At 65.8% G+C, this 23,818-nt stretch carries 20 protein-coding genes; 10 read left to right on the plus strand and 10 right to left on the minus strand.

What is annotated here, in order from left to right; genetic code table 11:
• Positions 1-42: 42 nt before the first annotated feature.
• Both FQV39_RS08860 and FQV39_RS08865 read left to right on the plus strand, forming a co-directional pair.
• The gene (locus tag FQV39_RS08860) at positions 43-1,980 is read left to right on the plus strand and encodes a putative bifunctional diguanylate cyclase/phosphodiesterase (protein WP_187640221.1); all 1,938 of its coding nucleotides are present in this window, start codon (positions 43-45) and stop codon (positions 1,978-1,980) included.
• 215 nt (positions 1,981-2,195) lie between these two features.
• On the plus strand, positions 2,196-3,236 hold the full coding sequence (locus FQV39_RS08865) for an aspartate carbamoyltransferase (RefSeq protein WP_149129960.1): 1,041 nt from the start codon (positions 2,196-2,198) through the stop codon (positions 3,234-3,236).
• 915 nt (positions 3,237-4,151) lie between these two features.
• On the opposite strand, the gene FQV39_RS08870 is transcribed toward FQV39_RS08865, so the two are convergent.
• A complete protein-coding gene (locus FQV39_RS08870; protein ID WP_149129961.1) occupies positions 4,152-4,889 on the minus strand; it encodes an SIMPL domain-containing protein in 738 nt (245 codons plus the stop codon).
• Positions 4,890-5,196: 307 nt separating this feature from the next.
• Here FQV39_RS08870 and FQV39_RS08875 point away from each other — a divergent pair, with 307 nt between their 5' ends.
• Both FQV39_RS08875 and FQV39_RS08880 read left to right on the plus strand, forming a co-directional pair.
• Positions 5,197-5,742: a cytochrome b gene (locus tag FQV39_RS08875; protein WP_149129962.1), complete on the plus strand. Its 546-nt coding sequence runs from the start codon at positions 5,197-5,199 to the stop codon at positions 5,740-5,742.
• A gap of 60 nt (positions 5,743-5,802) precedes the next feature.
• Positions 5,803-6,300: a DUF6968 family protein gene (locus FQV39_RS08880; RefSeq protein WP_248313299.1), complete on the plus strand. Its 498-nt coding sequence runs from the start codon at positions 5,803-5,805 to the stop codon at positions 6,298-6,300.
• Between the two features lies 1 nt (position 6,301).
• Here the strand turns inward: FQV39_RS08880 and FQV39_RS08885 are convergent, their stop codons facing one another.
• From FQV39_RS08885 to ccrA, 4 genes are all read right to left on the minus strand, one after another.
• The gene (locus tag FQV39_RS08885) at positions 6,302-7,990 is read right to left on the minus strand and encodes an acyl-CoA dehydrogenase family protein (RefSeq protein ID WP_149129963.1); all 1,689 of its coding nucleotides are present in this window, start codon (positions 7,988-7,990) and stop codon (positions 6,302-6,304) included.
• A gap of 95 nt (positions 7,991-8,085) precedes the next feature.
• Complete coding sequence (locus tag FQV39_RS08890; protein WP_149129964.1) at positions 8,086-8,964, minus strand: DMT family transporter; 879 nt, start codon at positions 8,962-8,964, stop codon at positions 8,086-8,088.
• 96 nt (positions 8,965-9,060) lie between these two features.
• On the minus strand, positions 9,061-9,720 hold the full coding sequence (locus FQV39_RS08895; protein WP_149129965.1) for a glutathione S-transferase family protein: 660 nt from the start codon (positions 9,718-9,720) through the stop codon (positions 9,061-9,063).
• 77 nt (positions 9,721-9,797) lie between these two features.
• Entirely contained in the window at positions 9,798-11,069 is a 1,272-nt protein-coding gene (gene ccrA / locus FQV39_RS08900) for a crotonyl-CoA carboxylase/reductase (protein WP_149129966.1), read from the minus strand.
• Positions 11,070-11,284: 215 nt separating this feature from the next.
• Between ccrA and FQV39_RS08905 the strand changes: the two genes are divergently transcribed.
• Positions 11,285-11,587, plus strand: a complete 303-nt coding sequence (locus FQV39_RS08905) for a hypothetical protein (RefSeq protein WP_149129967.1) — start codon at positions 11,285-11,287, stop codon at positions 11,585-11,587.
• A 2-nt stretch (positions 11,588-11,589) separates the two neighbouring features.
• Here the strand turns inward: FQV39_RS08905 and FQV39_RS08910 are convergent, their stop codons facing one another.
• The gene (locus tag FQV39_RS08910; protein WP_149129968.1) at positions 11,590-12,522 is read right to left on the minus strand and encodes a PLP-dependent cysteine synthase family protein; all 933 of its coding nucleotides are present in this window, start codon (positions 12,520-12,522) and stop codon (positions 11,590-11,592) included.
• A gap of 67 nt (positions 12,523-12,589) precedes the next feature.
• Between FQV39_RS08910 and FQV39_RS08915 the strand changes: the two genes are divergently transcribed.
• On the plus strand, positions 12,590-13,045 hold the full coding sequence (locus FQV39_RS08915; protein ID WP_187640222.1) for a MarR family winged helix-turn-helix transcriptional regulator: 456 nt from the start codon (positions 12,590-12,592) through the stop codon (positions 13,043-13,045).
• 3 nt (positions 13,046-13,048) lie between these two features.
• Here the strand turns inward: FQV39_RS08915 and ubiG are convergent, their stop codons facing one another.
• Positions 13,049-13,810 (minus strand): bifunctional 2-polyprenyl-6-hydroxyphenol methylase/3-demethylubiquinol 3-O-methyltransferase UbiG, encoded by a 762-nt coding sequence (gene ubiG / locus FQV39_RS08920; protein WP_149129970.1) that lies wholly within the window; start codon positions 13,808-13,810, stop codon positions 13,049-13,051.
• 143 nt (positions 13,811-13,953) lie between these two features.
• On the opposite strand from ubiG, the gene FQV39_RS08925 reads away from it, so the two are divergent.
• The gene (locus tag FQV39_RS08925) at positions 13,954-15,192 is read left to right on the plus strand and encodes an aspartate kinase (RefSeq protein WP_149129971.1); all 1,239 of its coding nucleotides are present in this window, start codon (positions 13,954-13,956) and stop codon (positions 15,190-15,192) included.
• Positions 15,193-15,378: 186 nt separating this feature from the next.
• Here FQV39_RS08925 and FQV39_RS08930 read toward each other — a convergent pair whose 3' ends face one another.
• Genes FQV39_RS08930 through FQV39_RS08940 form a run of 3 tightly spaced genes read right to left on the minus strand, consistent with a single transcriptional unit; the run spans position 15,379 to position 20,060 of the window.
• Positions 15,379-18,501: an efflux RND transporter permease subunit gene (locus tag FQV39_RS08930; protein WP_149129972.1), complete on the minus strand. Its 3,123-nt coding sequence runs from the start codon at positions 18,499-18,501 to the stop codon at positions 15,379-15,381.
• Positions 18,498-19,688, minus strand: a complete 1,191-nt coding sequence (locus FQV39_RS08935; RefSeq protein WP_149129973.1) for an efflux RND transporter periplasmic adaptor subunit — start codon at positions 19,686-19,688, stop codon at positions 18,498-18,500. Before FQV39_RS08935 ends, FQV39_RS08930 begins: the two co-directional genes overlap by 4 nt.
• A gap of 15 nt (positions 19,689-19,703) precedes the next feature.
• Entirely contained in the window at positions 19,704-20,060 is a 357-nt protein-coding gene (locus FQV39_RS08940) for a MarR family winged helix-turn-helix transcriptional regulator (protein ID WP_472840629.1), read from the minus strand.
• Between the two features lie 318 nt (positions 20,061-20,378).
• Here FQV39_RS08940 and FQV39_RS08945 point away from each other — a divergent pair, with 318 nt between their 5' ends.
• From FQV39_RS08945 to FQV39_RS08955, 3 genes are all read left to right on the plus strand, one after another.
• On the plus strand, positions 20,379-21,470 hold the full coding sequence (locus tag FQV39_RS08945; protein ID WP_149129975.1) for an NADH:flavin oxidoreductase/NADH oxidase: 1,092 nt from the start codon (positions 20,379-20,381) through the stop codon (positions 21,468-21,470).
• A gap of 169 nt (positions 21,471-21,639) precedes the next feature.
• The gene (locus FQV39_RS08950; RefSeq protein WP_149129976.1) at positions 21,640-23,133 is read left to right on the plus strand and encodes a carboxypeptidase M32; all 1,494 of its coding nucleotides are present in this window, start codon (positions 21,640-21,642) and stop codon (positions 23,131-23,133) included.
• A gap of 3 nt (positions 23,134-23,136) precedes the next feature.
• On the plus strand, positions 23,137-23,769 hold the full coding sequence (locus FQV39_RS08955; protein WP_149129977.1) for a LysE family translocator: 633 nt from the start codon (positions 23,137-23,139) through the stop codon (positions 23,767-23,769).
• The last annotated feature ends 49 nt before the right edge of the window (positions 23,770-23,818 follow it).

Here is a 23,818-nt window from a genome sequence, read left to right on the forward strand (position 1 = left end):
CGCTCGTCAGGTCAATTCGGACCTGATGGCAGGGCGCTCCTCATGATCGTTGATGTTCATGAAAACGACATCGCGATGAAATCCGAACTGGTGGCCGCACTTTATGCGACGCCGGGCACGATTCTCATCGGCACCGTGACCGTCACGGCGGTCATGATCGCGGCCGGGCTTTTGACCGGCAACGACCTCGTCTTCTATGCGATGGCCGCCGCCATGGTTGCGGTCGGCTGCTTCCGCCACATCTCGCACCACCACTACAAATCCATCCACCTCACATCCGCCAGCGTCGGCGATATCGACCGTCTCGAGAAGCTCGCGATGGCTGGAGCCTGGTCGACGGCCGCATTGATCGCCGCTTTCGGCGCCTACGCGATCCTGCGCTACACCCACGAGCCCGTCGCGGTGCTCGCTGTTGCCCAGACGATCGGCTACCTCGCCGGCATATCGGGACGCAACAGCTCGCGGCCGGTGATCACGCGCGTGCAGGTTCTCGCGGCGGCGACGCCGTTCACGCTGGCCCTGCTCTGGACGAGGGACCCGGCTTATCTCGTCATCGCCCTATCGGTGGCGCTGACCGCCGTGCTGACATTCTCCAGCGCGCAAGTGATCCATCAGATCTTCGTCGCCCGGCTGCGCTCGATACGCGAGCTGGAGCATCTCGCCGTCAACGACACGATCACCAGCCTCTACAACCGCCGGGGCTTCATGCGCGAGATCCGGGCCGTGGCGGCGTCCGGTCGTCCCCTGACACTGATCTCGATCGATATCGATCGCTTCAAGGGCATCAACGACAGCCTCGGCCACGATGTTGGCGATGCGCTGCTCAAGGCGGTCAGCGAGACGCTGATCGCGGACCTCGCGCCTGGCGACATCGCAGCCCGCACCGGCGGCGACGAGTTCATGGTCGCGACCACGCGCAGCGTCGACGATGCGACGGCGCTGGCTGCGCGCCTTGTCATGCTGCTCGCGAGCCAGCGTTTCATCGGCGGGCGCCACATCACGGCGACGGCCAGCATGGGGATCGCGCCGGCCGGCTGCGCGCCCTCGATCGAAGAAGCGCTGAAATGCGTCGACATCGCGCTCTACCGCGCCAAGCTCGACGGCAGGAACCGCTTCGTCGTGTATACCGTCGCCATTCGCGACGAGCATGAGGACAGCCTGGCGCTCGAAACGGAACTGCGCGAAGGGCTGCGTCGCGGCGAGTTCGAGCTGCATTTCCAGCCGATCTATAATCCGCGTTCCGGCTCGGCGATGCTCGTCGAGGCTCTGCTGCGCTGGAAGCACCCTTATCGCGGCATGGTGAGCCCCGAGATCTTCATTCCTCTGGCCGAGCGGACGGGCCTGATCACGGTGCTCGGTTCCTGGGCGCTCGGAGAGGCCATGCGGACCGCCCTGTCATGGCCGAGCAGCATCGGCGTCAGCGTCAATGTCTCGGCGCGTCAGTTCGATCACGGCCACGATCTCGTCGGCACGGTCGAGGCGCTGATCCGGATGAGCGGCATCGAGCCGGCACGGCTGACGATCGAGATCACAGAGAGTTCGCTGATCGACGACCCCGACCATGTCGTCTCGCGGCTGGTCGCGCTGCGCAAGCTCGGCGTGCGGATCGCGCTCGACGATTTCGGCACCGGCTATTCCTCGCTGAGCTATCTGGCGCATCTGCCGATCGATACGATCAAGATCGACCAGTCCTTCACGCAGGAAATCGGTACTTCGCGGAAGGCCGATTCGCTGATGAACGTCATCACCCAGCTCGCCCATGACCTCGAACTGCGCCTGATCGTCGAGGGGGTGGAAACGCAGGAGCAGCTTGAGGTCATCAAAAAGCACGCCGTCCATGGCATTCAGGGCTTTGTTTTCGCTCGGCCGATGACAGCGGAGGAATTGCTGCCCATGATCGGCACTCGTGTAGCGACGGGACGGACGAGAGCATCACGCTCCGGCTGGCGCAAGTCGGATCGCTTCAGCCAGGTTGCCTGAAGCGCTCCGGCCGCAGACGCCCGCGCGAGCCGGAGGCCCAGAGGCTGTCAAGAACCATGGGGGCGATTTGATGAGGTCAAAGCCGCAGAGATGGGAGGAGCATCGCACCGCCGATACATCCGTATCGGCAAGCGGTGCGACGCTGCAGCTCTGCGGTTTTCACCTCACCCGCAGGGCGCGTCAAATCGCCCCCATGGTTCTTGACAGCCTCTAGGATGCAGCGCCCGAACTATCCGAGCGGGAAGGATCTGCTGAGCGCCGACGCCGTTTCGCGCTTTGACCTCGACGACATCATCCAACGCGCTGAGCGGCATCTGCGCGAGGAGGAGATGGAGAAGGCCGGGCTTCCCCTCCCCGAGCAGCCGTCGGTGCCGCGCCGACGCCCGAAGGTGATAGCCACCCTGTTCGACCAGCGCAGCACGCGCACGCGGCTCGGCTTCCAGGCGGCGGCCGCACGGCTCGGCCATCAGTCGATCGACGCCTACGACACCGACCGCAGCCGCATCGGCAATAGCACGGGCGAATCCATTGAGGACCACATCCGCACCGTCGAGCTCTACAGCGACCTGCTGGTGGTCCGCTCGCATCTGGAGGACATGCCCTATCGCGTCGGGCGGCTGAGCTATCTGCCCGTCATCAATGCCGGCAATGGCGCCGACGAGCATCCGAGCCAGGCCCTCGTCGACATCTTCTCGATCCGGCAGATGCGCGGCGAGATCGAGACGCTCAGCATAGCCCTATCGAGCGACACGCGGGCGCGCTTCGCCGTCTCCTTCGTCAAGATGCTCCGGATCTGCCCGCCGAAGCGCTTCACCCTGTGCTGCTTGCCCGATGTACCGATCAACCCGGTGATGCGCGAGGCGATGACCGTGCTGGTCGACCTCGGCACCGCCGTCGGCATCGTCCACGACATCCGCCACACGCTCGACCATGACGTTCTCAGCATCCAGATGCAGGACATGAGCAAATTCGCGCATGCCTCGCTCGGCGCCGAGGCCGTCGACAAGGAAAGGGAAAGCGAGCCCTTCACCCTCACTGCCCGCAAGATTCTGGATGCCCGCTCGGACACTCTGATCCTCAACCCCCTTCCGCGCTTCTCGGAGCTCGACACCTCATGCGACAGCCTTCCGAACGCAGGCTATTTCCGCCAGGTTCAGCTTTCGGTGCCGATGCGGATGGCCATCCTGGAGCGCATGCTGCTGGGCATTCCCTGGACCGGCCAGGCCGACAATTTCCGGCGTTCCTCGGGTGGATAAGCGCCTATCTCGCCTCCTATCTCGCCATCGCCGTCTCGATCCGCCTTCTCGCGGGCTATCTCACCATCATCGAAATCGGCCTGCTGCGCTCGATCGGCAGCCTCGCCATCGCCGGTTCGGTGGTCTGGACGAGTGGCAGCGGACAACGCCAGGGCTTCCTGCCCGCGCGGCCGCGCGACGACATCATCCGCAGCGTGCTGCACCTGGCCGGTTCGCTGGCGCTGATCTGGAGCCTGTCGCACCTGCCGCTGGCGCTGGTCACCACCATCGAGTTCACCGGGCCACTCTTCGCGGGAGTCCTGCTGTTCCTGACGCTGCGCCGGAGACCGGGCGTCGTCCCGGCACTTGGCCTTGCGCTTCTCGCGATCGGTATCAAGCTGCTGTTGCTGCAGCTGAACGCCGTTCCTGACAGCCACATAGCGATCGCGCTCGCGGCCGTCGCGGTCCTGACCACCACCAACCTCATGCTGGCCAGCCTCGCCGCCCACCGCAGCACCTTGTCGATCGTGTTCCTGATGCATGCGATCCAGCTGCCGCTCTACCTGCTGCTCTGGCTCTTCGTCCCGGAGCAGTGGTCGCCGCCGCCGCAGCCCTATCGGCTCGCCTTCCCGGCACCGGAGCTGGCGGTGATCGGTGGGGCGGTGCTGGCATTGATCGTCGGCGGCTTCGTCTCGCAAGCGGCCCTGGCCAATGCCTCGCGCCACAGCACGCCGCTCCAACTGTGCAGCGCGGATACGCTGCGCGTGCCGCTGATCACACTCGCGGCCTATCTGACCCTGGCCGAACTGCCGCCAGTCGATCTGCTCCTGCCGGGGCTCCTTGTCCTGTGCGGCGTCATCGTTGCCAGCCTGCCGCAGCAGGCCGGCAGTGGCGCCCCGCAACGCCTGATCGATGTGCCGAGCGAGCTGTCGCGGGTCAGTTCGCGATCTCGAAGACCACGTTGACCTGCGTACGATAGGTGTTCTCTCCGGACGCCAGCGGCACGAAGGCGTCGCTCGCCGCCATCTTCATCGGCCCGCCATAAGGCATGGGACGCGGCAGGCTCGACTGCTCCTCGATCGTCAGGATCCGGCCGAGCTTGATGTCGGCCGCCTCGGCAAGCGTCTTGGCCCGGGCGACGGCGTCGGCGACCGCGAGCTTGCGCGCCTCAGTCAGCGTCGGCTTGAGATCGTCCTTCACGAAGACGATGCCGCCGCCCTGGTTGACGCCGAGGCTCACGGCCTTGTCGAGAATGGCGCCCGCATCCGCCAGCTTGCGGACGCGAACCGTCAGGCCGTTGCTGACGGTGTAGCCGGTGATCTTCGGTTCGACATTGCGCTCTTTGCCGGGCTGGGCAAAGCGCGGCTGGATGCTCAGGCCGGAGGTCTGCAGGTCGCGCTCGGCGATATCGGCTTCCTTGAGTGCCGCCAGCACCTGCTTCATCGCCTCGCTGCTGGCGGTGAGCGCGGCGCGCGCCGTCTCTCCCTCGCGCAGCACCGTCAGGTTGAGGATCGCCATGTCGGGCACAACGCTGACCTCGCCCTCTCCGGTCACGCTGATGCGCGGCGGCGGCTGGCCGGCCGGATTCTGCTGGGCCACCGCGGGCGCGGAAAACAACGCGGCTACACCGACCAGAACGGTTCCGGCCAGAGCGAAGGCAAGGCGGTTCGACATGCTGTCTCCTGGTTCGTGCCGGCCCCGAGCGACCGGCTCGCCTATCCGAGCAGCGACATCATGTCGAAATTATCACCACAGGGTCCGCAGCCACCAATGGGGCTTGGAGGCGCCAGAAGCCTATAGCATCGGACCGAAATGTGGAATCCAGTTTTCGGAAAAATCCGATGCGATAACAAAAGCATAGATCACTGTTACCGCGTCCTATCGGACGCGCGGCGATCTAACTGCGAAGATGGACGAATTGTAACTTTGATCCGAAAGGCCATCCTCGTAGATTTGACTCGTTCTAATCTAGGAGAGTATTGTGACGTCCGCCCCCATCCCCGCTTCGGAATCCTACGCCCCGATCGCGAAGTTCCTCCACTGGTCGATGGCTCTCCTCATCGTCCTGGCCTTCCTGCTCGGACTGACGATCGATGCCTTTCCCAGCACCTGGAAAGGGGCAGCGATCGAGAGCCACAAGGCGATCGGCGTCCTCTTGATCGTCCTGCTGATCGCGCGTTGCAGCTGGCGTCTGGCGCATCGCCCGCCCGAACCGGAGGCATCGTCTCCTCTCCTCGCGGCCGCAGCGCGCCTCGGTCACGCCGGCTTGTATGGGCTGATGCTGGTCGTGCCGGCGCTCGGCCTCCTCTACGCGATCAAACGTGGCCAAGGGCTCGATCTCGGCCTCTTCAGCATCCCACCCCTGGCTATGCCCGCACCGCGCGCCGAAACGCGGCCCATTCGCGAATGGCATGAATGGGCATCATACATGCTCATTGCGCTGGCGGTGCTGCATGCAGTCGCCGCGCTCTGGCATCACCTGGTCCGCGGGGATCAGACGCTTCGCCGCATGCTGCCGCTTCGGTAAGGAACGACGCTAGATCGCCGCGCGTCCTACCGGACATAAAACGGCGATCTATCCCTTTGTTTGGGCATCGAATTTTTTCGAAAAGTGGATTCCACTTTTCGGTCCGATGCTCTGGCATCCCCCTTCCACCAGACGGCGCGCGATCATCTGCGCCTGGATCTCGCTCTCTTCCGTCACGCTTGGCGCGGCGGCAGATCCCGCCCTTCAACTATTGAGGCCGGCATGATCATCATTCAGCGTTCCCTCACCTATAAGGTCGCTGCGGCAAGCGTCGAAATTCCGATCACAGTGCACCTTCCCCAACACGGCAAGCACGACTGGAGCTGCGCCTACGACATTGCCTGGCCTGACGGAACGCGCCACGGCTTCGGCTATGGCATTGATTCAACTCAAGCACTGTTGCTTGCACTACACGCGATCGGGACCGACATCTATACGAGCGACTACCATCAGTCAGGGCAATTATATTGGGAGCGGCCCGGCCAAGGGTACGGCTTCCCTGTTCCCAGAACCATTCGCGATCTCCTGATTGGAGAAGACGCTCGACTGTTCGGCTGAACTACCCCTCCACCAGCCGACGCGCGATCACCTGCGCCTGGATCTCGGCGGCCCCCTCGAAGATGTTGAGGATGCGGGCGTCGCAGAGCACACGGCTGACCGGGTATTCCAGCGCGAAACCGTTGCCGCCATGGATCTGGAGCGCGTTGTCGGCCGCCGCCCAGGCGACGCGGGCGCCGAGCAGCTTGGCCATGCCGGCCTCGAGATCGCAGCGCCGCTCGGCATCCTTCTCGCGGGCGGCGAAATAGGTGAGCTGGCGCGCGATCAGGATCTCGGCCGCCATCATCGCGAGCTTGTCGGCGACGCGCGGGAAGGCAATCAGCGGCTTGCCGAACTGTATGCGTTCCTGGGCGTAACGCAGCCCGAGGTCGAAAGCCGACTGCGCCACGCCGATGGCACGGGCCGCGGTCTGGATGCGCGCCGCCTCGAAGGTCTGCATGAGCTGCTTGAAGCCCTGCCCCGGCACCCCGCCGAGCAGGTTCTCAGCCTTCACCGCGAAACCGTCGAAGGCGAGCTCGTATTCCTTCATGCCGCGATAGCCGAGCACCTCGATCTCGCCGCCGGTGAGGCCCGCGACGGGGAACGGATCTTCGTCGGTACCGCGCGGCTTCTCGGCGATCAGCATCGAGAGGCCCTTGTAGCCGGGCTCCGACGGATCGGTGCGGACGAGCAGCGTCATGATGTCGGCGCGGACGGGATGGGTGATCCAGGTCTTGTTTCCGTAGACTTTCCAGACGGCGTCGTTCCCCTCGCCTTCCTGCACCGCCTTGGTGCGCAGCGAAGCGAGATCGGAGCCGGTATTCGGCTCGGTGAAGACCGCAGTGGGAAGAACCTCGCCGGAAGCGATCTTCGGCAGCCACTTCTCCTTTTGCTCCGATGTGCCACCGCAGAGGATGAGTTCGGCCGCGATCTCCGAGCGAGTGCCGAGCGAGCCGACGCCGATATAGCCGCGCGACAATTCTTCCGAGACGACGCACATCGAGACCTTCGACAGCCCCATGCCGCCGAACTCCTCGGGGATGGTCAGACCGAACACGCCGAGCTCGGCCATCTGCTCGACGACCGGCAGTGGGATGTACGCGTTGGCGAGATGCCATTCATGGGCATGGGGCGTGACCTCCGCGGCGCAGAAGCGGCGCATCTCGGAGCGGATCGCCTCCAGCGTCTCGTCGAGCCCGGGATCGCCGACGCTGGCGGAACCGTCGCTTTGGCTGAACAGGGCAACGAAACGGGCGCGGTTCTCCGGCGTATTGCCCTCAGCGATCAGCGCCTCGGCCGCATCCGAGCGGGCGGCCGAAACAACCTTCGGCGAGAGGCCGAGCGCCGGCAGACGGACGATCTCGCCCTGGCTCATCGGGATGCCACCGAAGATCTGGGCGGCGTATTCGCCGGCACCGATCCGCAGCGCATAATCCTCGACCGCGCCGTAGCGCCCCTCCGCCTGCAGGCGCTCGCCATAGGCCTTGAGTTCGCGCAGCGCCGTGACGTAGGTCGCGAGCCAGGACAGGCCATGGGCAGCGTGCTGCTCCGCTTCGAGCCGCGCCGACGAAATCCGGCCGTCGACGAGCACCTTCTGCCGCACTGCGGCGACCGCATCCTCGAACAGCGCCTCGAAGCCTGGCAGCGCAGCGGCGATCAGCTCGACCGCATTGGCCCGATTCTCTGGCTTGGCGGCGGTATTGGCGCTCATGGTTTCAGCCTCCCTTTGTTGCGACGCAGCATAAGAGGAGTTTCGCCGAAACCGAAATCCTCCTTTTTGCGGAGGAGCCGGGATTGGGCGCGGGCCTATTTCCGGCTGGCGAGCGCCACCCCGAGGACCGTGACCGCCATGCCGCCGATCTGCAGCGGCGTCAGCGTCTCGCCGAAGAGCATCCAGGCCTCGACCGCGACCAGCGCCGGCACGAGATAGAGGAATGTCGCGATGCGCGAGACCTCGCCGCGGCGGATCATGAACAGATAGAGCCAGATGCTGCCGATCGAGAGCACGATCACCGACCAAGAGAGAACCAGCACCATTGTGAGGTTCCATTCGATCCGCATCGGCTCGAACGCGAAGGCGAAGGGCAGCACGAACAGCGCCGCCGCGATGTACTGGATCGCGGTCATCGTGCGCAGATCGCCGGAGACGATCCGCGCCTTCTGATAGAAGGAGCCGAAGGTCACCGCGAACATGCCGCCGATATTGATCAGCATCGGCGCGAGCACGCCCCAGAGAGCGGCCGGCTCGACTCCGGCGAGCTGCGGCTGCAGCACCAGCGCGATGCCAAGGAAACCGCAGGCGATGCCGAGCCAGCGGATGCCGGAAATCCGCTCTCCGACCAGGACCGGCGCAAACAGCGCCGTCAGGATCGGCTGCAATCCCGCGATCAGCCCGGAAATGGCGGCCGGCAGGCCGTGGCGCACCGCCCACCAGACGCCGGCGAGATAGACGCCGTGCAGCAGGATGCCGGTGATGGCTATGTCCAGCACGGCGCGGCGCCCGCGCGGCCAGGGCGCGCTCGTCACGAGCGCGATCGCCGTCAGGACGGCCGCGGCGCTGGCGAAGCGGACGACGAGAAAGGTCAGGGCGTCGGCGTAACGCGCCGAGTAGCCGGCGACCACCCAGCCCGTGGACCACAGGAAGGTGAAGACCAGCGGCATAGCGCGTAGAAGCAGGGGCGGCATGGGGACCCGCAAGGCACTCGGAAACGGCCGTCTCTAGCCCGGTTTCACCGCCTGCGACAGGCCGTCAACGCGGCCATGGCATGCCCGAACCGCCTGTCAGTCGCGATCGGGAGCCCCCGGTGGGAAGAGCTTGCGGTAGGGCCGCGCTTCATCGACCGCGCGTGCGAAAGCGGGCCGGGCCAGGAGCCGCGCGCGATAGGCGCGGACATGGCCGAAAGCTGCGTCGATCCCATGGACCCAGTCGGCATAGAACAGTGACGGTGCCGCCGCGCAATCGGCCAGGGTGAAAGCCTCGCCACAAGCCCATTCGCGCTCCGCCATCGTCCGGTCGAGCAAGCGATAGGCGTTGTCGAGCTGTTCGCGCGCCTGCGCCACACCATAAGGATCGCGCTCGCCGGCCGGCCGCAGATGATCGAGCACGATCTTCTGCATCGGCGTCATGACGTAATTGTCGAAGAAGCGATCCATGGTGCGGGTTTCGAGCGCCGCCTTCGGGTCGGCCGGCAGCAGCCGCACCGGCCCAGGATGGAACAGCCCGAGATACTCGATGATGACGCTCGACTCAAAGACCGGCCGCCCGTCATCGACCAGAACCGGCATCCGCTTCATCGGCCATAGCGCGGCCCATTCGGCCCCGGCCTCGGGATCCTCCGGGCCGAGCATGCGATAGGTGAAGGGCGTGGCGTTCTCGTAGAGCGCCGTCAGCACCTTCTGGCAGTAGGACGAGAACGGGTGGGCAAAGAGCGTCAGCGACATGGCTTCCTCCTGACTGATCTTGATTTGCAATCAGTCCCTAGGGAAACTGCCCTCGTTTTGCAACCGGATTCTGCCGGCTACCCGCCCAGCGCCTCGGCGACATCCTCATAGGTGCGCAAGCCCGTGCGCGGAGCGTAGACCAGCACTGACATGTTGCCCGGCGCGTGCTCGTTCTTCCACATCTTGTGGTGGGCGAGCGGGATCTTGTCCCAGGGGAAGACCTCGGACATGCAGGGGTCGATGCGCCGGTCGAGCACGAACTGATTGGCGGCGCTGGCCTGTTTGAGATGAGCGAAATGCGAGCCCTGGACACGCTTCTGCCGCATCCAGACATAGCGGGCATCGAAGGTGATGTTGAAGCCGGAGGTGCCGGCGCAGAACACCACCATGCCGCCGCGCTTGGCGACCAGGCAGGAGACCGGGAAGGTCGCCTCGCCCGGATGCTCGAAGACGATGTCGACATCCTTCTTGCCGGTGATGTCCCAGATCGCCTTGCCGAACTTGCGCGCCTCCTTGGTCCATTCGGCATATTCGGGCGAGTTGACCTTGGGCATCTGGCCCCAGCAGTTGAATTCCTTGCGGTTGATGACGCCCTTGGCGCCCAGCCCCAGCACATAGTCGCGCTTGGTCTCATCGGAGATCACGCCGATCGCGTTGGCGCCCGAGGCCGCGCAGAGCTGCACGCCGAAGACGCCGAGGCCGCCCGAGGCGCCCCAGACGAGGACGTTGTCGCCGGGCTTGATGGTGTGCGGAGCATGGCCGAACAGCATGCGATAGGCCGTCGCCAGCGTCAGCGTGTAACAGGCGGCCTCCTCCCAGGCGAGGTGCCGCGGCTTCTGCATGAGCTGGCGCGACTGCACCCGGCAGAACTGGGCGAAGGAGCCGTCCGGCGTCTCGTAGCCCCAGATACGCTGGCTGGGCGAGAACATCGGGTCGCCGCCATTGCACTCCTCGTCGTCACCGTCGTCCTGGTTGCAGTGGACGATGACCTCGTCGCCGACCTTCCAGCGCTTCACCTTGGCGCCGACGGCCCAGACGATGCCGGCGCAATCGGAGCCGGCGACGTGGAAGGGCGCCTTATGGACGTCGAAAGGCGAGATCGGCTGGCCGAGGCCGGCCCAGATGCCGTTGTAGTTGACGCCGCCCGCCATCACGAGGAGGAGCACCTCCTCTTCGCCGATCGTCCAGGTCGGCACGACCTCGACCTGGAAGCTGTCCTGCGGCGGCCCGTGGCGTTCGCGCCGAATGGCCCAGGCGTACATCCTCTCCGGGACATGGCCGAGCGGCGGCAATTCGTCGAGCTCGTAGAGATCCTTGAGCGGCTTCACGGCGGCCTGCGATTGCGACATGGTCGTCCTCCCTGCTCTCATCCGTCCGTAACCGAGCCTAGGCGGGTCCAGCGGATGTGGATGCCGATCATGCACCATATGCTGCGCTGCGCCATTAATCTAAGGAATCACGCCGCGGCGCAAAATTTTCTCCCGACGCCGGTCTGTCGGGGCGCTTGCGCTTTCTTCACCCTTCCAGGCGATCTTCGATTTCGGCGCGGCCAGGAGAGGAATCCATGCGCAGTCTGCTGATGATGGTCGGCCTGCCTGATCTGCCGCTGCTGTCCATCATCCTCATCGTGATGATGATCGTTCTCACCGCGCTGCTGTTCGGCTGGATTTCCGACTTGCTGCTCGGAAATGGCGGCTTCGGCACCCTGCTCAACGCCGGGCTGATCCTTGTCGGCGGCTTTGCCGGCGCCTGGCTGTGGCATCGCTTCGGGGTCCCGACGCGCATCGATCCCAATGCTCTGCGGGCAGCCATCGCGCTCGCGTCGGGCCTATTCCTGCTTGTCGTCGCTGCGGTGTTCAGGCCGTAGGCTCAATCCGGCAGCGCCGAAGCGAAGCTGTTCAAGTACTTCATGCCGGTGTCGCACATGACGGAGACGATCGTCGCGCCCGGCCCGAGCCGCTCGGCCAGGCGCAGCGCCGCGACGATGTTGCCGCCGGTTGAGGTTCCCGCAAACAGCCCCTCCTCCCGCGCCAGCCGCAAGGCCATTGCCCTCGCCTCGTCTGTAGAGACCGCCTCGATCGCATCGACGAGATCGGCCCGCCAGAGCGGCACGACATAGCCCGCCCCGACGCCGTCGATCTTGTGGGCGCCGGTCGGCCCACCCGAAAGCACCGCCGATTCCGCCGGTTCGACCGCGACAAGCGCGATGGACGGCGCGAGGCGACGCAGAGCCTCCCCGGTCCCGCGCAGCGAGGCGGCCGTGCCGACGCTCTGGACGAAGCCGTCGATCCGACCGCCGGTCTGCTCCCAGATTTCGCCGGCGAACCTGTCATAGGCGGCGAGTTGGTCGGTGTTGCGCATCTGGTCGGTCCAGAAGGCTCCGGTCTCGGCCGCGATGACCCGCGCCGCCTCGATCATGTCCCGCGTCAGCTTCTCGGTCATACGACCCGACTCACTCGAAATGATCGTCAATTCGGCGCCGAGCAGGCGCATATGGGTGAGCTTTTCGCGGGCGAAGGCATCCGAGGTCACGATCTGCAGCCGATAACCCTTCACCGCGCACACCTGGGCGAGCGAAACGCCCGTGCTCCCGCCGGTATATTCGACGACGCTGCCGCCCGGTCGAAGCCGCCCGTCAGCTTCAGCCGCCTCGATCATAGCGAGTGCCATACGGTCCTTCATGGAGCCGGTCGGGTTCTCGCTTTCGAGCTTCAGAAGGATGCGGGCCCCATTTTCGGGAGTGATCCAGCGCAACGGCAGCAAGGTGGTGCCACCGATACGGCTCAGAATGTCGGCAGGCATCGCAAGCCCTCGCAGCGAATTACATGTATATGCAATTATTGTATCTGCATGTAATTTGCGAGTCACCATGCGACGACGTGACGATTTCCGGGAAGAGGTTCGCAGGCTCGCTGCGAGCTGTGCCGGGCTGACCATGCGGCAGGCCGCCAGGCAGCTCACGCAACTCTTTGACGATGCGCTGAAGGGGAGCGGACTCAGCCTCGCCCAGATCGGGCTGATGGCTCTGATCGCGACGAGCGAGGACGACCGCATGGCGGCGCTCGCCGCGCGGGCAGGGCTCGATCCCTCGACGCTCTCGCGGAATCTGCGGGCGTTGGAACGCGACGGGCTGATCGAGATCGCGACGGTCGAGAAGGATTTGCGTCGCCGCGCCGTCTGGCTGACGGAGGAAGGCAGCCGGCGCCTTCAGGCTGCGCTGCCGGCCTGGCAGGCGGCGCAGGCGCGCGTCGCAGCGATCCTTCCGGCCGATCTCCTGCACCGGATCGCGGCGGCAAGCGCAGCGCTGGCCGAGCCGGAAGGCTGAACGTCAGGCTTGGCCGTTCCGGCTGGCGGCGAGCATGTAGTTCACGTCCATGTCGCGGGAGGCGCTCCAGCGGCCGGTCAGCGGATTGAAGACCACGCCAGTCTGCGTCCCGATCGCGAAGCCGTTGCCTTCGATGGCGCCGCCGAGTTCGGCCGGCGTCACGAACTTCTCCCAGTCATGCGTGCCCTTCGGCAGCCAGCGCAGCACATATTCGGCACCGACGATGGCGAGCGCATAGGATTTCAGCGTGCGATTGATCGTCGCCATGACAAGCAGGCCATCGGGCTTCACCGCCGCGCAGCAGGCCGCGACGAAGGCCTCGACATCGGCGACGTGCTCAACGACCTCCATCGCCAGCACCATGTCGAAGCGCTGGCCGGAGGCGACGACCGCCTCGATCGTCTCCTCGCGATAGTCGATGGCCAGGCCGCCCTTCTCGGCATGGGCGCGCGCGACGGCGATGTTGGTCGGCGCCGGGTCGAGCCCGGTGACGTCGGCGCCGAGCCGAGCCAGCGGCTCCGACAGCACGCCGCCGCCGCAGCCGATATCGACGAGGCTCAGGCCGGCAAGCGCCCGCATCTGCCTGGGATCGCGCCCGAAATGCGCGCAGGCTTCGTCGCGGATATAGGCGAGGCGCACCGGATTGAACTTGTGCAGGACGGCCATGGGTCCCTTCGGATCCCACCAGTCGCGCGCAATCGCATCGAAGCGTGCGACCTCGGCCGGATCGATCGTCGAGCCTGTCCGCTCAGCCGCTGCCGCCATGAACCCGTCCTTCGTTTATGCGATGCCGCATTGACACCGCGCCTGCTGCCCGTCATCTACACCCGCCCCGCGCCCGGCGCGAGGGCGACGTTTCGACCCGGCCTCTTCGGCCGGGGACAGCTATCGAGAGCCCGAACACCGTCATGGCCCGTCTGGTGATGAAATTCGGCGGCACCTCTGTCGCCACTGTCGAGCGCATCAAGAACGCGGCCCGTCACGTCAAACGCGAGTTCGAGGCGGGCAACGAGGTCGCGGTCGTCGTCTCGGCGATGTCGGGCAAGACCAACGAGCTCGTCGCCTGGTGCAAGGAAGCCGCGCCGTTCCACGACCATGCCGAGTACGACACCGTCGTGGCCTCGGGCGAGCAAGTGACCTCCGGCCTGATGGCGATCGTGCTGCAGGAGATGGGAATGCCGGCCCGCTCCTGGCAGGGCTGGCAGATCCCGCTCTACGGCTCGGACGCGCATGCTTCGGCCCGGATCGAAGGTGTCGACGGCGCCGGCATCCTCGCCGGCTTCGACCGCAATCGCGAGATCGCCGTCTGCTCCGGCTTCCAGGGCGTCAACCCGCGCACGCACCGCATCGTCACGCTCGGCCGCGGCGGCTCGGACACCAGTGCGGTGGCGCTTGCCGCCGGCCTCAAGGCCGATCGCTGCGACATCTACACCGACGTCGACGGCGTCTACACCACCGACCCGCGCATCGTCCCGAAGGCGAAGCGCATGGACAAGGTCTCCTTCGAGGAAATGCTCGAGATGGCCTCGCTCGGCTCGAAGGTGCTGCAGGTGCGCTCGGTCGAGATCGCGATGGTGCATCGCGTGCCGACCTATGTGCGTTCCTCCTTCGACGACCCCGAAAATCCCAACCCTGGCACCCTCATCTGCGACGAGGAAGACATCGTGGAACAGCAGATCGTCACCGGCATCGCCTTCTCCCGGGACGAAGCCCAGATCACGCTCCGGCGCGTGGCCGACAAGCCCGGCGTCGCCGCGGCGATCTTCGGCCCGCTCGCCGATGCCAACATCAATGTCGACATGATCATCCAGGTCGTCTCGGACGACCAGGCGACGACCGACATCACCTTCACCGTGCCGACGGCCGATTATGAGCGCGCCAAGACGCTGCTCGAGAGCAAGCACGACGTGATCGCCTATCAGGAAATCCAGGGCGCCACCGACGTCGTGAAGATCTCGGCGATCGGCGTCGGCATGCGCTCCCACGCCGGCGTCGCCGCCCGCGCCTTCCGGGCGCTCGCCGAGAAGGGTATCAACATCCGCGCCATCACCACCTCCGAGATCAAGTTCTCGGTGCTAATTGACGCCGTCTATACCGAGCTCGCGGTCCGCACGCTGCACTCGCTTTACGGCCTCGACGCGGCCTGAGCGCGCAGCGAAACACGCCGTCATTCCGGGGCGACCCGCAGGGTCGAGCCCGGAACCCAGAACCGATACCGCTCTTGGGAAAGGCTCCGACGTCGCAGCGCGCCCTTCCAGTTAAGGCATCGGTTCTGGGTTCCGGGCTCATTGCTACGCAATGCCCCGGAATGACGGCGCGGTCCGCTTGAAAACTCACTCCGCCGGATGCGTGGCGTGTTCCGGCTCCTGCTTGCCGAAGACCAGCCGGGTCAGCCCTTCCGAGAGCCTGTCCATGTAGAGGAACAGGACAGGCGTGATGAACAGCGTCAGCACCTGCGAGATCATCAGGCCGCCGACCACCGCGATGCCGAGCGGCTGGCGGAGTTCCGCGCTCGCGCCGGCGCCCAATGCGATCGGCAGCGTGCCCATCAACGCGGCCAGCGTCGTCATCAGGATCGGCCGGAAACGCATGAGGCAAGCCCGGTGGATCGCTTCCTGCGCCGAGGCCCCTTCGCGCCGCAGCACGAGGGCGACGTCGATCATCATGATCGCGTTCTTCTTGACGATGCCGATCAGCATCAGCAGGCCAATGATCGCGATGACCGAGAGGTCCATGTCGAAGAGCCTGAGCGCCCCGAGCGCGCCGACCGCGGCCGAAGGCAGGCCGGTGAGGATCGTCAGCGGATGGATGAAGCTCTCGTAGAGGATGCCAAGCACGATGTAGATCGTCAGGATGGCGCCTGCGATCAGCAACCCCTGGTTCGCCAGTGAATCCTGGAAGGTCTTGGCGGTGCCGGCGAGCGTGGTCGAGAGCGACTTCGGCAAGCCGATCTGCTCCTTGAGCGTGTTGATGCGATTGACGCTGTCGCCAAGCGCCACGCCGGCCGGCAGATTGTAGGAGATCGTCACCGCCGGGAGCTGGCCGAGCTGGTTGACCGTGAGCGGGCCCGCCGTGCGCTCGACCCGAGCGATGGCGCCAAGCGGGACAAGCGTGCCGTTCTTGGCGCGCACCCGTATGGCGTTCAAGTGCTCGGGCGTCCAGTGCTCGTTGGGATTGAATTCGACAACGACATTGTAGTTGTCGCCGGTGGTGTAGATCGTCGAGACCTGCCGGACGCCGAAGCCGGAATAGAGGGTTGACCGCAGGATATCGGCACCGATGCCCAGCGCATTGGCCTTGTCGCGGTCAATCGTGAGCGTCGCCTGCAGAGCGTTGTTCTGGAGATCGGTGGTGACGTCGGCGAAGGTCCCACGATCGCGGCTCATCGCATCGGCGAGACGCAGAGCCCAGTCATTCATCAGCGCCTGGTCGAGCCCCTGAACGACGAGCTGGTACTGGCTCTTCGAGGAGCGCGCGCCAATGTTCAGGTTCTGGACCGGGATCATGTAGGTGTTGATGCCCGCCACCTGGGCAAGGTCGCGCCGCAGCGAGGCGAGCACCTCTTGCAGCTTCGGGCGCTCGTCCAGCGGCTTCAGCTCGACGAAGAGACGCCCGGAGTTCAGCGCACTGCCACCACCGCCATTGCCGCCGACCGACGAGGCGACATGCGCGACATAGGGCGACTTGCGGAAGATGTCGGCAACCGTGGACTGCAGCTTCAGCATCGCATCGAAGGAGATGTCCTGCCGGGCTTCGGTCGAGACCTGGAGCTGGCCGATATCCTCCTGCGGGAAGAAGCCTTTCGGCGTCGTCTGCAGCAGCCAGACTGTGCCGGCCATGGTCAGGAAGAAGGCGAGCAGCATCAGCGGCTGGAAGCGCAGGCAGAATTTCAGCCCACGATCATAACCGGCCAGCACCGCATCGAAGCCCTTTTCCAGCCAGCGGCCGAGCGCGTTCTCCTGATGGTGCTCTGAGTAGCCCGAAAGCAGGCGCGAGCACAGCATCGGGGTCAGTGTCAGCGAGACGAAGGCGGAGGCGAGGATCGAGACCGTCACCACCACGGCGAACTCGTTGAAGATGCGGCCGATGACGCCACCCATGAGCAGCACCGGAATGAAGACCGCGACCAGCGAGAGTGAGATCGAGACGATGGTGAAGCCGATCTCGCCGGCACCCTTCAGCGAGGCCTCATAGGCTGAGAGCCCGTCCTCCTCCATGTGCCGGACGATGTTCTCCAGCATGACGATGGCGTCGTCGACCACCAGGCCGACGGAGAGCGTCAGGCCCAGCAGCGAGATGTTGTCGATCGAGAAGTTGAGCAGATACATCGCCGCCAGCGTCGCGATGATCGAGATCGGCACTGCGACCGCCGGGATGAAGGTCGCGGCGATCCGGCGCAGGAAGACGAAGATCACCATGACCACCAGGGCGATGGTGAGCAGCAGCGTGAGCTGCACATCCTCCACCGCCTGGCGGATCGAGGTCGAGCGGTCATTGAGCAGGGAGAGCGCGGCGGCGGCCGGCAGCTGCTCCTGGAAGGTCGGGATCATCGCCTTGACGCGATCGACGACTTCGACGGTGTTGGCGTCGGGCTGGCGCTGTACCGCCAGCACGATTGCGGGCGTGCCATCATAGGTGCTGCGGGTCTGGGTGTTTTCGACCGAATCGATCACCTTGGCGACGTCACCAAGTCTGACCGGCTTGCCGGAGCGCGTCGCGATGATGACGTTGGAGAACTGGGCCGCGTTGGCGAGCTGGGTCTGCGCCTGGATGGTGAGTTGCTGCGCCGTGTTCTGGATAGTGCCGACCGGTGTGTTGGCATTGGTGGCCGTGATTGCGAGTTGCAGCTCGTCGAGGCCGATGCCGCGCGCGGCCAGAGCGGTCGGGTCGATCTGGATGCGCACCGCGTATTTCTGGCTGCCCCAGATCAGCACCTGGGCAACGCCCTCGACGGTGGACAACGCCGGCGAGATGACCTGTTGCGCGAAGGCGTCGAGCTGCGAGAGCGGCACGACATCGCTCTTCAGCGCCATCAGGATGATCGGCGCGTCGGCCGGATTCACCTTGCGATAGCTCGGCGGCGTCGTCATCTCGATCGGCAATTGCCTGAGGGTGCGGGTGATTGCTGCCTGCACATCGGCGGCGGCAGCGTCGATGTTGCGGTTCAGCACGAACTGGATGGCGATCGAGGTCGAGCCCTGCGAGTTCGTCGTCGAAATCGTGTCGATGCCGGCGATGGTGCCGAACTGCTTGACCAGCGGCGTAGCAATCGAAGTCGCCATGGTGTCCGGCGAGGCACCGGGCAGCTGCGCCGAGACGTTGATGACCGGAAACTCGGCCCGCGGCAGCGCCGCGACCGGCAGGAAGCGCCAGGCGAACAGCCCCGCCAGCACCAGCGAGACCGACATCAGGATGGTGGCAACGGGGTGTTTGATGCAGAAGGAGGACATGTTCATGAGCGCGCGCCCTCGGCCACCGGCGTACTCGCTGGCGGCTTCTCGCTGGTCGCGGCGCGCTCGCGCACCCGCGTGCCCTGATTCAGCCGCATCTGGCCATCAATGACGACCCGCTCGCCCGGGGCGATCCCCTCGGTCACCGCTGTCTTGTCGCCGTCGCTCAGCGCGATCTTGATCTGCCGCAGATCGACCGTCGAATCCGGCTTCATGACGAAGGCGTAGGGGCCCTTCTGCCCGGTCTGGACCGCGACCGTCGGGATCACCGTGACACCCATCAGCGTCTCGGGGATGATCTCGACATCGACATATTGGCCGGGCCAGAGGCTGAGGTCGTCATTCGCGAAGGCTGCCTTGGCCGTGATCGTCCCCGATGTCATGTCGACGGTCGAATCGACGAAGTTGAGCTTGCCTTGCGCGGGGGGACGGCCGGTATTGGGCACGCGGGCCGTCACCGCTATGGGTTTGGCGGCCGCAAGCGCAGCCTGCAGCGTCGGCAGCTCATGCTCCGGCATGGCGAAGGACACGCGCAGCGGCCTCATCTGGGTGATGGTCAACAGGCCCGTGCCGGCGTTGTTGCTGCCGGCGTTGACGAGATTGCCCGGCGTGACCTGGACGGCGCCGATGCGGCCGTCGATGGGCGCCGTGATCCGCGTGTAGCTCAGCTTCAGCCGGTCCGCGTCAAGGGTGGCGTGATCACCCTGGATGTTGGCGGCCGAGCTGCGCTCGTCAGCGGTTGCCTGGTCGACCTGCGCCTGCGTGCCGGCGTTGCGGGAGAAGAGCTGCTTGTAGCGATCGAGATCGGCGAGGTTGCGCGTATGGGTCGCCTCGTCGCGCGCCAGCATCGCCTCATCCTTGGCGATCTGAGCCTTGATGTCGCGATCGTCGAGGGTGAAGAGCAGATCGCCGGTCTTGACGAACTGTCCGTCGGTGACGTGCTGCTGCATGATCTGGCTGTCGATGCGCGAGCGGATGAGGACGCTCGCCGGGGTCTCGACGAAGCCGATGGCGCGCTTGCGCACCGGGAAATCGGCCTGGACCGCAGCGGCGGAGATGATCGCGACCGGCGCGTCGCCCCCTCGCCCGCGCGCCGCCTGCACGTCTTGAGAGCCATGCGAGCGCCAATACCAGACGCCCGCGCCCGCAAGCGCGACGAGCATCAGCCCTGTGACAAAACCTGAACGCTTCATGTTCTCTCCACTCGTTCAGGCGGTCTGGCCGGCGGAAGCCGACATCCGCATCATGTCCTCGCGCTGGGCGCGGGTCTGCTCGCGGATCGTGGCCAGCGTCTCCAGTGCGGAAAGGATCGACCCCTCATCGACGCCGCCGAGCACCTCCTGAGCGATCGCGGTGCGCACCTCGTCGAGGTCGTCGACCAGCGCCCGGCCTTCCCGGGTCAGATAGAGCCGATAGGCGCGCCGGTCGGCCGGATCCTCGCGACGCTCGATCAGGTTCTGCCCCTGCAGCCGGTCAAGCAGCCTTGCGAGCGAAATCGGCTGCAGATCCATCTGCTCGGCCAGCGCCGCCTGGTTCAGCCCCTCCTGCCGCCGCAAACGGGACATCACGCCCCATTGCGCGCGCGTCGTCCCGTGCTGGCGGGCTCGCTGGTCAACATAAGTCCGCAGCAGCCGAGAAGTTTCAACGAGCTGGAACATGAATTCCCGCCGCAAGGGTCGCTTCATACAGAATCTCCAAAACGTAAGCCTGCTTATAGTATGCCAGATTACGGCGATTTCGCGGTTGCACAATGCCAAGCGCGGAATCGTGAGCAAGGCCGCAGCGGAGCGCGCATCTGATTTGCACACCCCGCTCTGGCCTCACGGGGGAAAGCGCTTCTAGACTGCCGTCCGAACCTTCCCTCATTGAGAAGCCTTCCCAACATGAGCCAGCTCTTCAGTCCCTACCAGCTCGGCGGCCTCACGCTCGCCAACCGCATCGTCATCGCGCCGATGTGCCAGTATTCAGCCAAGGACGGCTGCGCGACGGACTGGCACACCATCCATCTCGGCCATCTCGCACTTTCCGGCGCGGGCCTGCTGGTCATCGAAGCGACCGCCGTCGAGCCCGACGGGCGGATCAGCCCCTTCGATGTCGGCTTGTGGTCGGACGAGACCGAAGCCGCCCTGGGCAAGGCGCTCGAAACGGCCCGCTCCTGGTCGGACATGCCGATCGCGATCCAGCTTGCCCATGCCGGCCGCAAGGCCTCGGTCGCGCAGCCCTGGAAGGGTGGTGCTCAGCTCGGCCTCGACGAGGGCGGCTGGAATGTGCATGCGCCATCGGCGGTCGGCTTCGAGAGCTATCCGCGCCCGCCGCGCGCCCTCACCCGCGATGACATCGCCCGCCTCGTCGAGGCCTTCGCGGATTCGGCGCGACGGAGCGTCCGGCTCGGGCTGGCGGCGATCGAGCTGCACGGCGCCCATGGCTATCTGATGCATCAGTTCCTCTCGCCGCTCTCGAACAAGCGCGACGACGAGTATGGCGGCTCGCTCGAGAACCGCATGCGCTTCCCCCTTGAAGTCTACGAAGCCGTGCGCGCGGTGGTGCCGGCGGGCTTTCCGGTCGGCTTCCGCATTTCCGGCACCGACTGGGTCGAAGGCGGCTGGGATATCGAGCAGAGCATCGCCTTCTCCAAGGCGGCCAAGGCCCGCGGCATCGATTTCGTCCACGTCTCGAGCGGCGGCCTGTCCACGGCCCAAAAGATCCCGCTCGGTCCGAGCTATCAGGTCCCGCTGGCGCGGGCCGTGAAGCAGGCGACGGGAATCCCCACGATCGCTGTCGGCCTGATCACGGAACCGGAGCAGGCCGAGGCGATCATCGGCACCGGCGAGGCCGATCTCGTCGGGTTGGCGCGCGGCATCCTCTACAATCCGCGCTGGCCCTGGCACGCAGCCGCCGAACTGGGCGCCAGCGTCAAGGCGCCGGACCAGTATCTGCGCTCGCAGCCTCGGCAGTATTCCAAGCTGTTCGCCTGAGTTCGTCGTGCTGCTCCCGGTCATCCCGGACGAAGCGAAGCGAAGATCCGGGATCCATGCCTGAACCTTCTTCGGAAGCGCTCCGGTATGGATCCCGGGTCTCCCTCCGGTCGCCCGGGATGACCGCGTGCGATATCAAGCTAAGTAGAATCGCGAGGAACGCCGAGACATGACCGCCTATTCCGACCTCACCGCCCATTTCGGCCGCATCGCCGCGCTTTCGAACGCCATCGGCATCCTGCAATGGGACAACGACACCATGATGCCGAAGGGCGCCGCCGAGACGCGGGCCGAAAGCATGGCGCTGCTGCATGTCATGCGCCATGGCCTGGCAACCGACGCACGCATTGGTGATTGGCTCGCGAATGCCGAGAGCGACGGCGGTCTCGGAGCCTGGGAGAAGGCCAATCTGCGCGAGATCCGGCGCGTCTGGACAGTCGACACCGCGCTCCCCGCCGACCTCGTCGAAGCGTCGAGCAAGGCGGTCTCGGCCTGCGAGATGCGCTGGCGCCAGGCGCGGGCGGATTCCGATTTCGCCGGGCTCCTGCCCTATCTCGCCGAGGTGCTGAACCTGCAGCGCCAGATCGGCAAGGCCAAGGGCGAGAAGCTCGAGCTTTCAGCCTATGACGCCCTGCTCAACGACTATGAGCCTGGCGGCCACTCGGCCAAGATCGACGCGCTGTTCGACGATCTCGCCGCCTTCCTGCCCGGCTTCACCCAGGAGGTGATGGCGTCGCAGGCGCGCCGGCCGGCGCTGCCAGCGCTCGAAGGCCCCTTCCCGACTGAAACGCAGCGCGCTCTCGGCCTGAGGCTGATGGCGGCGCTGGGCTACGACTTCGAGCGCGGCCGGCTCGACATCTCGACCCATCCCTTCTGCGGCGGCGCCGACAACGACGTCCGCATCACCACGCGCTATGACGAGGCCGACTTCACCAAGGCGCTGATGGGCGTCCTGCACGAAACCGGCCATGCCCTCTACGAGCAGAGCCGGCCACAAGGCTTCATGAACCAGCCGGTCGGTGCTGCACGCGGCATGAGTGTCCATGAGAGCCAATCGCTGCTGATGGAGATGCAGGCCTGCCGCTCGCGCCAGTTCCTCGCCTTCGCCGCACCGCTGATGCGGGAGAGCTTCGGTGGTACCGGGCCGGCCTGGGAAAGCGAGGCGATGTGGCGCCGCTACACCCGCGTCGAGCCGGGCTTCATCCGCGTCGATGCCGACGAGGTGACGTATCCGGCCCATGTCATCCTGCGCTACCGGCTGGAAAAGGCGCTGATCGCCGACGAGATGCCGCTGGCCGAATTGCCAGCCGCCTGGAACGCCGGAATGAAAGCCCTGCTCGGCATCACGGTCCCGGACGACCGCGTCGGCTGCCTGCAGGATATCCACTGGCCGTCGGGCGGCTGGGGCTATTTCCCGACCTACACGCTCGGCGCCATGACCGCCGCCCAGATCTTCGACGCCGCCTGCCGGGCCGAGCCCGCCATCCTGCCCGGCATCGCCAAGGGCGATTTCAGCCCGTTGGTCGGCTGGCTGCGCGCCAACATCCACGGCAAGGGCTCGCTGCTCTCGACCGACGACCTGCTCACCGAGGCGACCGGCCGGCCGCTCGACGCCTCCGTCTTCAAGGCGCATCTGCGCCGCCGCTATGTAGAGGAGATCTGAATCGTGCTCGATGGCATCAACCTACCCGTCATCCTCGGCGCGGCCTTCGTCGCCAGCGCGAGCCCGGGCCCGGCGACGCTGGCGATCGCCGGCACCTCGATGCAGCAGGGACGGCGCTACGGGCTGGCGCTGGCGGCGGGCGTGATGACCGGCTCATTGATCTGGTCGATCGCCGCCTCGCTCGGCCTCGGCGCAATCATGCTCGCCAATGTCTGGGCCTTCGAGCTGCTGCGCTATCTCGGCGCCGGCTATCTGCTGTTCCTGGCGTTCAAATCGGCTCGCTCGGCGCTGAAACCGGCAGGGGCGCCCGCAAACATCGCGCTCTCATCCTCGCTCCGTCGCGCCTATTCGAAGGGGCTCGCCCTGCATCTGACCAACCCGAAGGCGATCCTGTTCTTCGGCTCGCTCTATGCCATCGCGATCCCTGCCGGCAGCTCGTTGGTTTCGCTGGCGACGGTCATCGCAGCGGTCGGCCTGCAGAGCGCCATCATCTTCAACGGCTACGCGCTGCTGTTCTCGCATGCGGGCGTCACGCGCGGCTATGTGCGCCTCAAGCGCTGGTTCGAGGGCGCCTTCGCGCTGGCCTTCGGCGCGGCCGGCATCAAGGTCCTGCTGGCCGGATCGGCGAGCCGATGAACGATTGACGCGGAAAGCAAAAGGCCGCCCTTCCGGGTGGCCTTTCGCT

Source organism: Bosea sp. F3-2 (assembly GCF_008253865.1).
Lineage (GTDB): Bacteria > Pseudomonadota > Alphaproteobacteria > Rhizobiales > Beijerinckiaceae > Allobosea.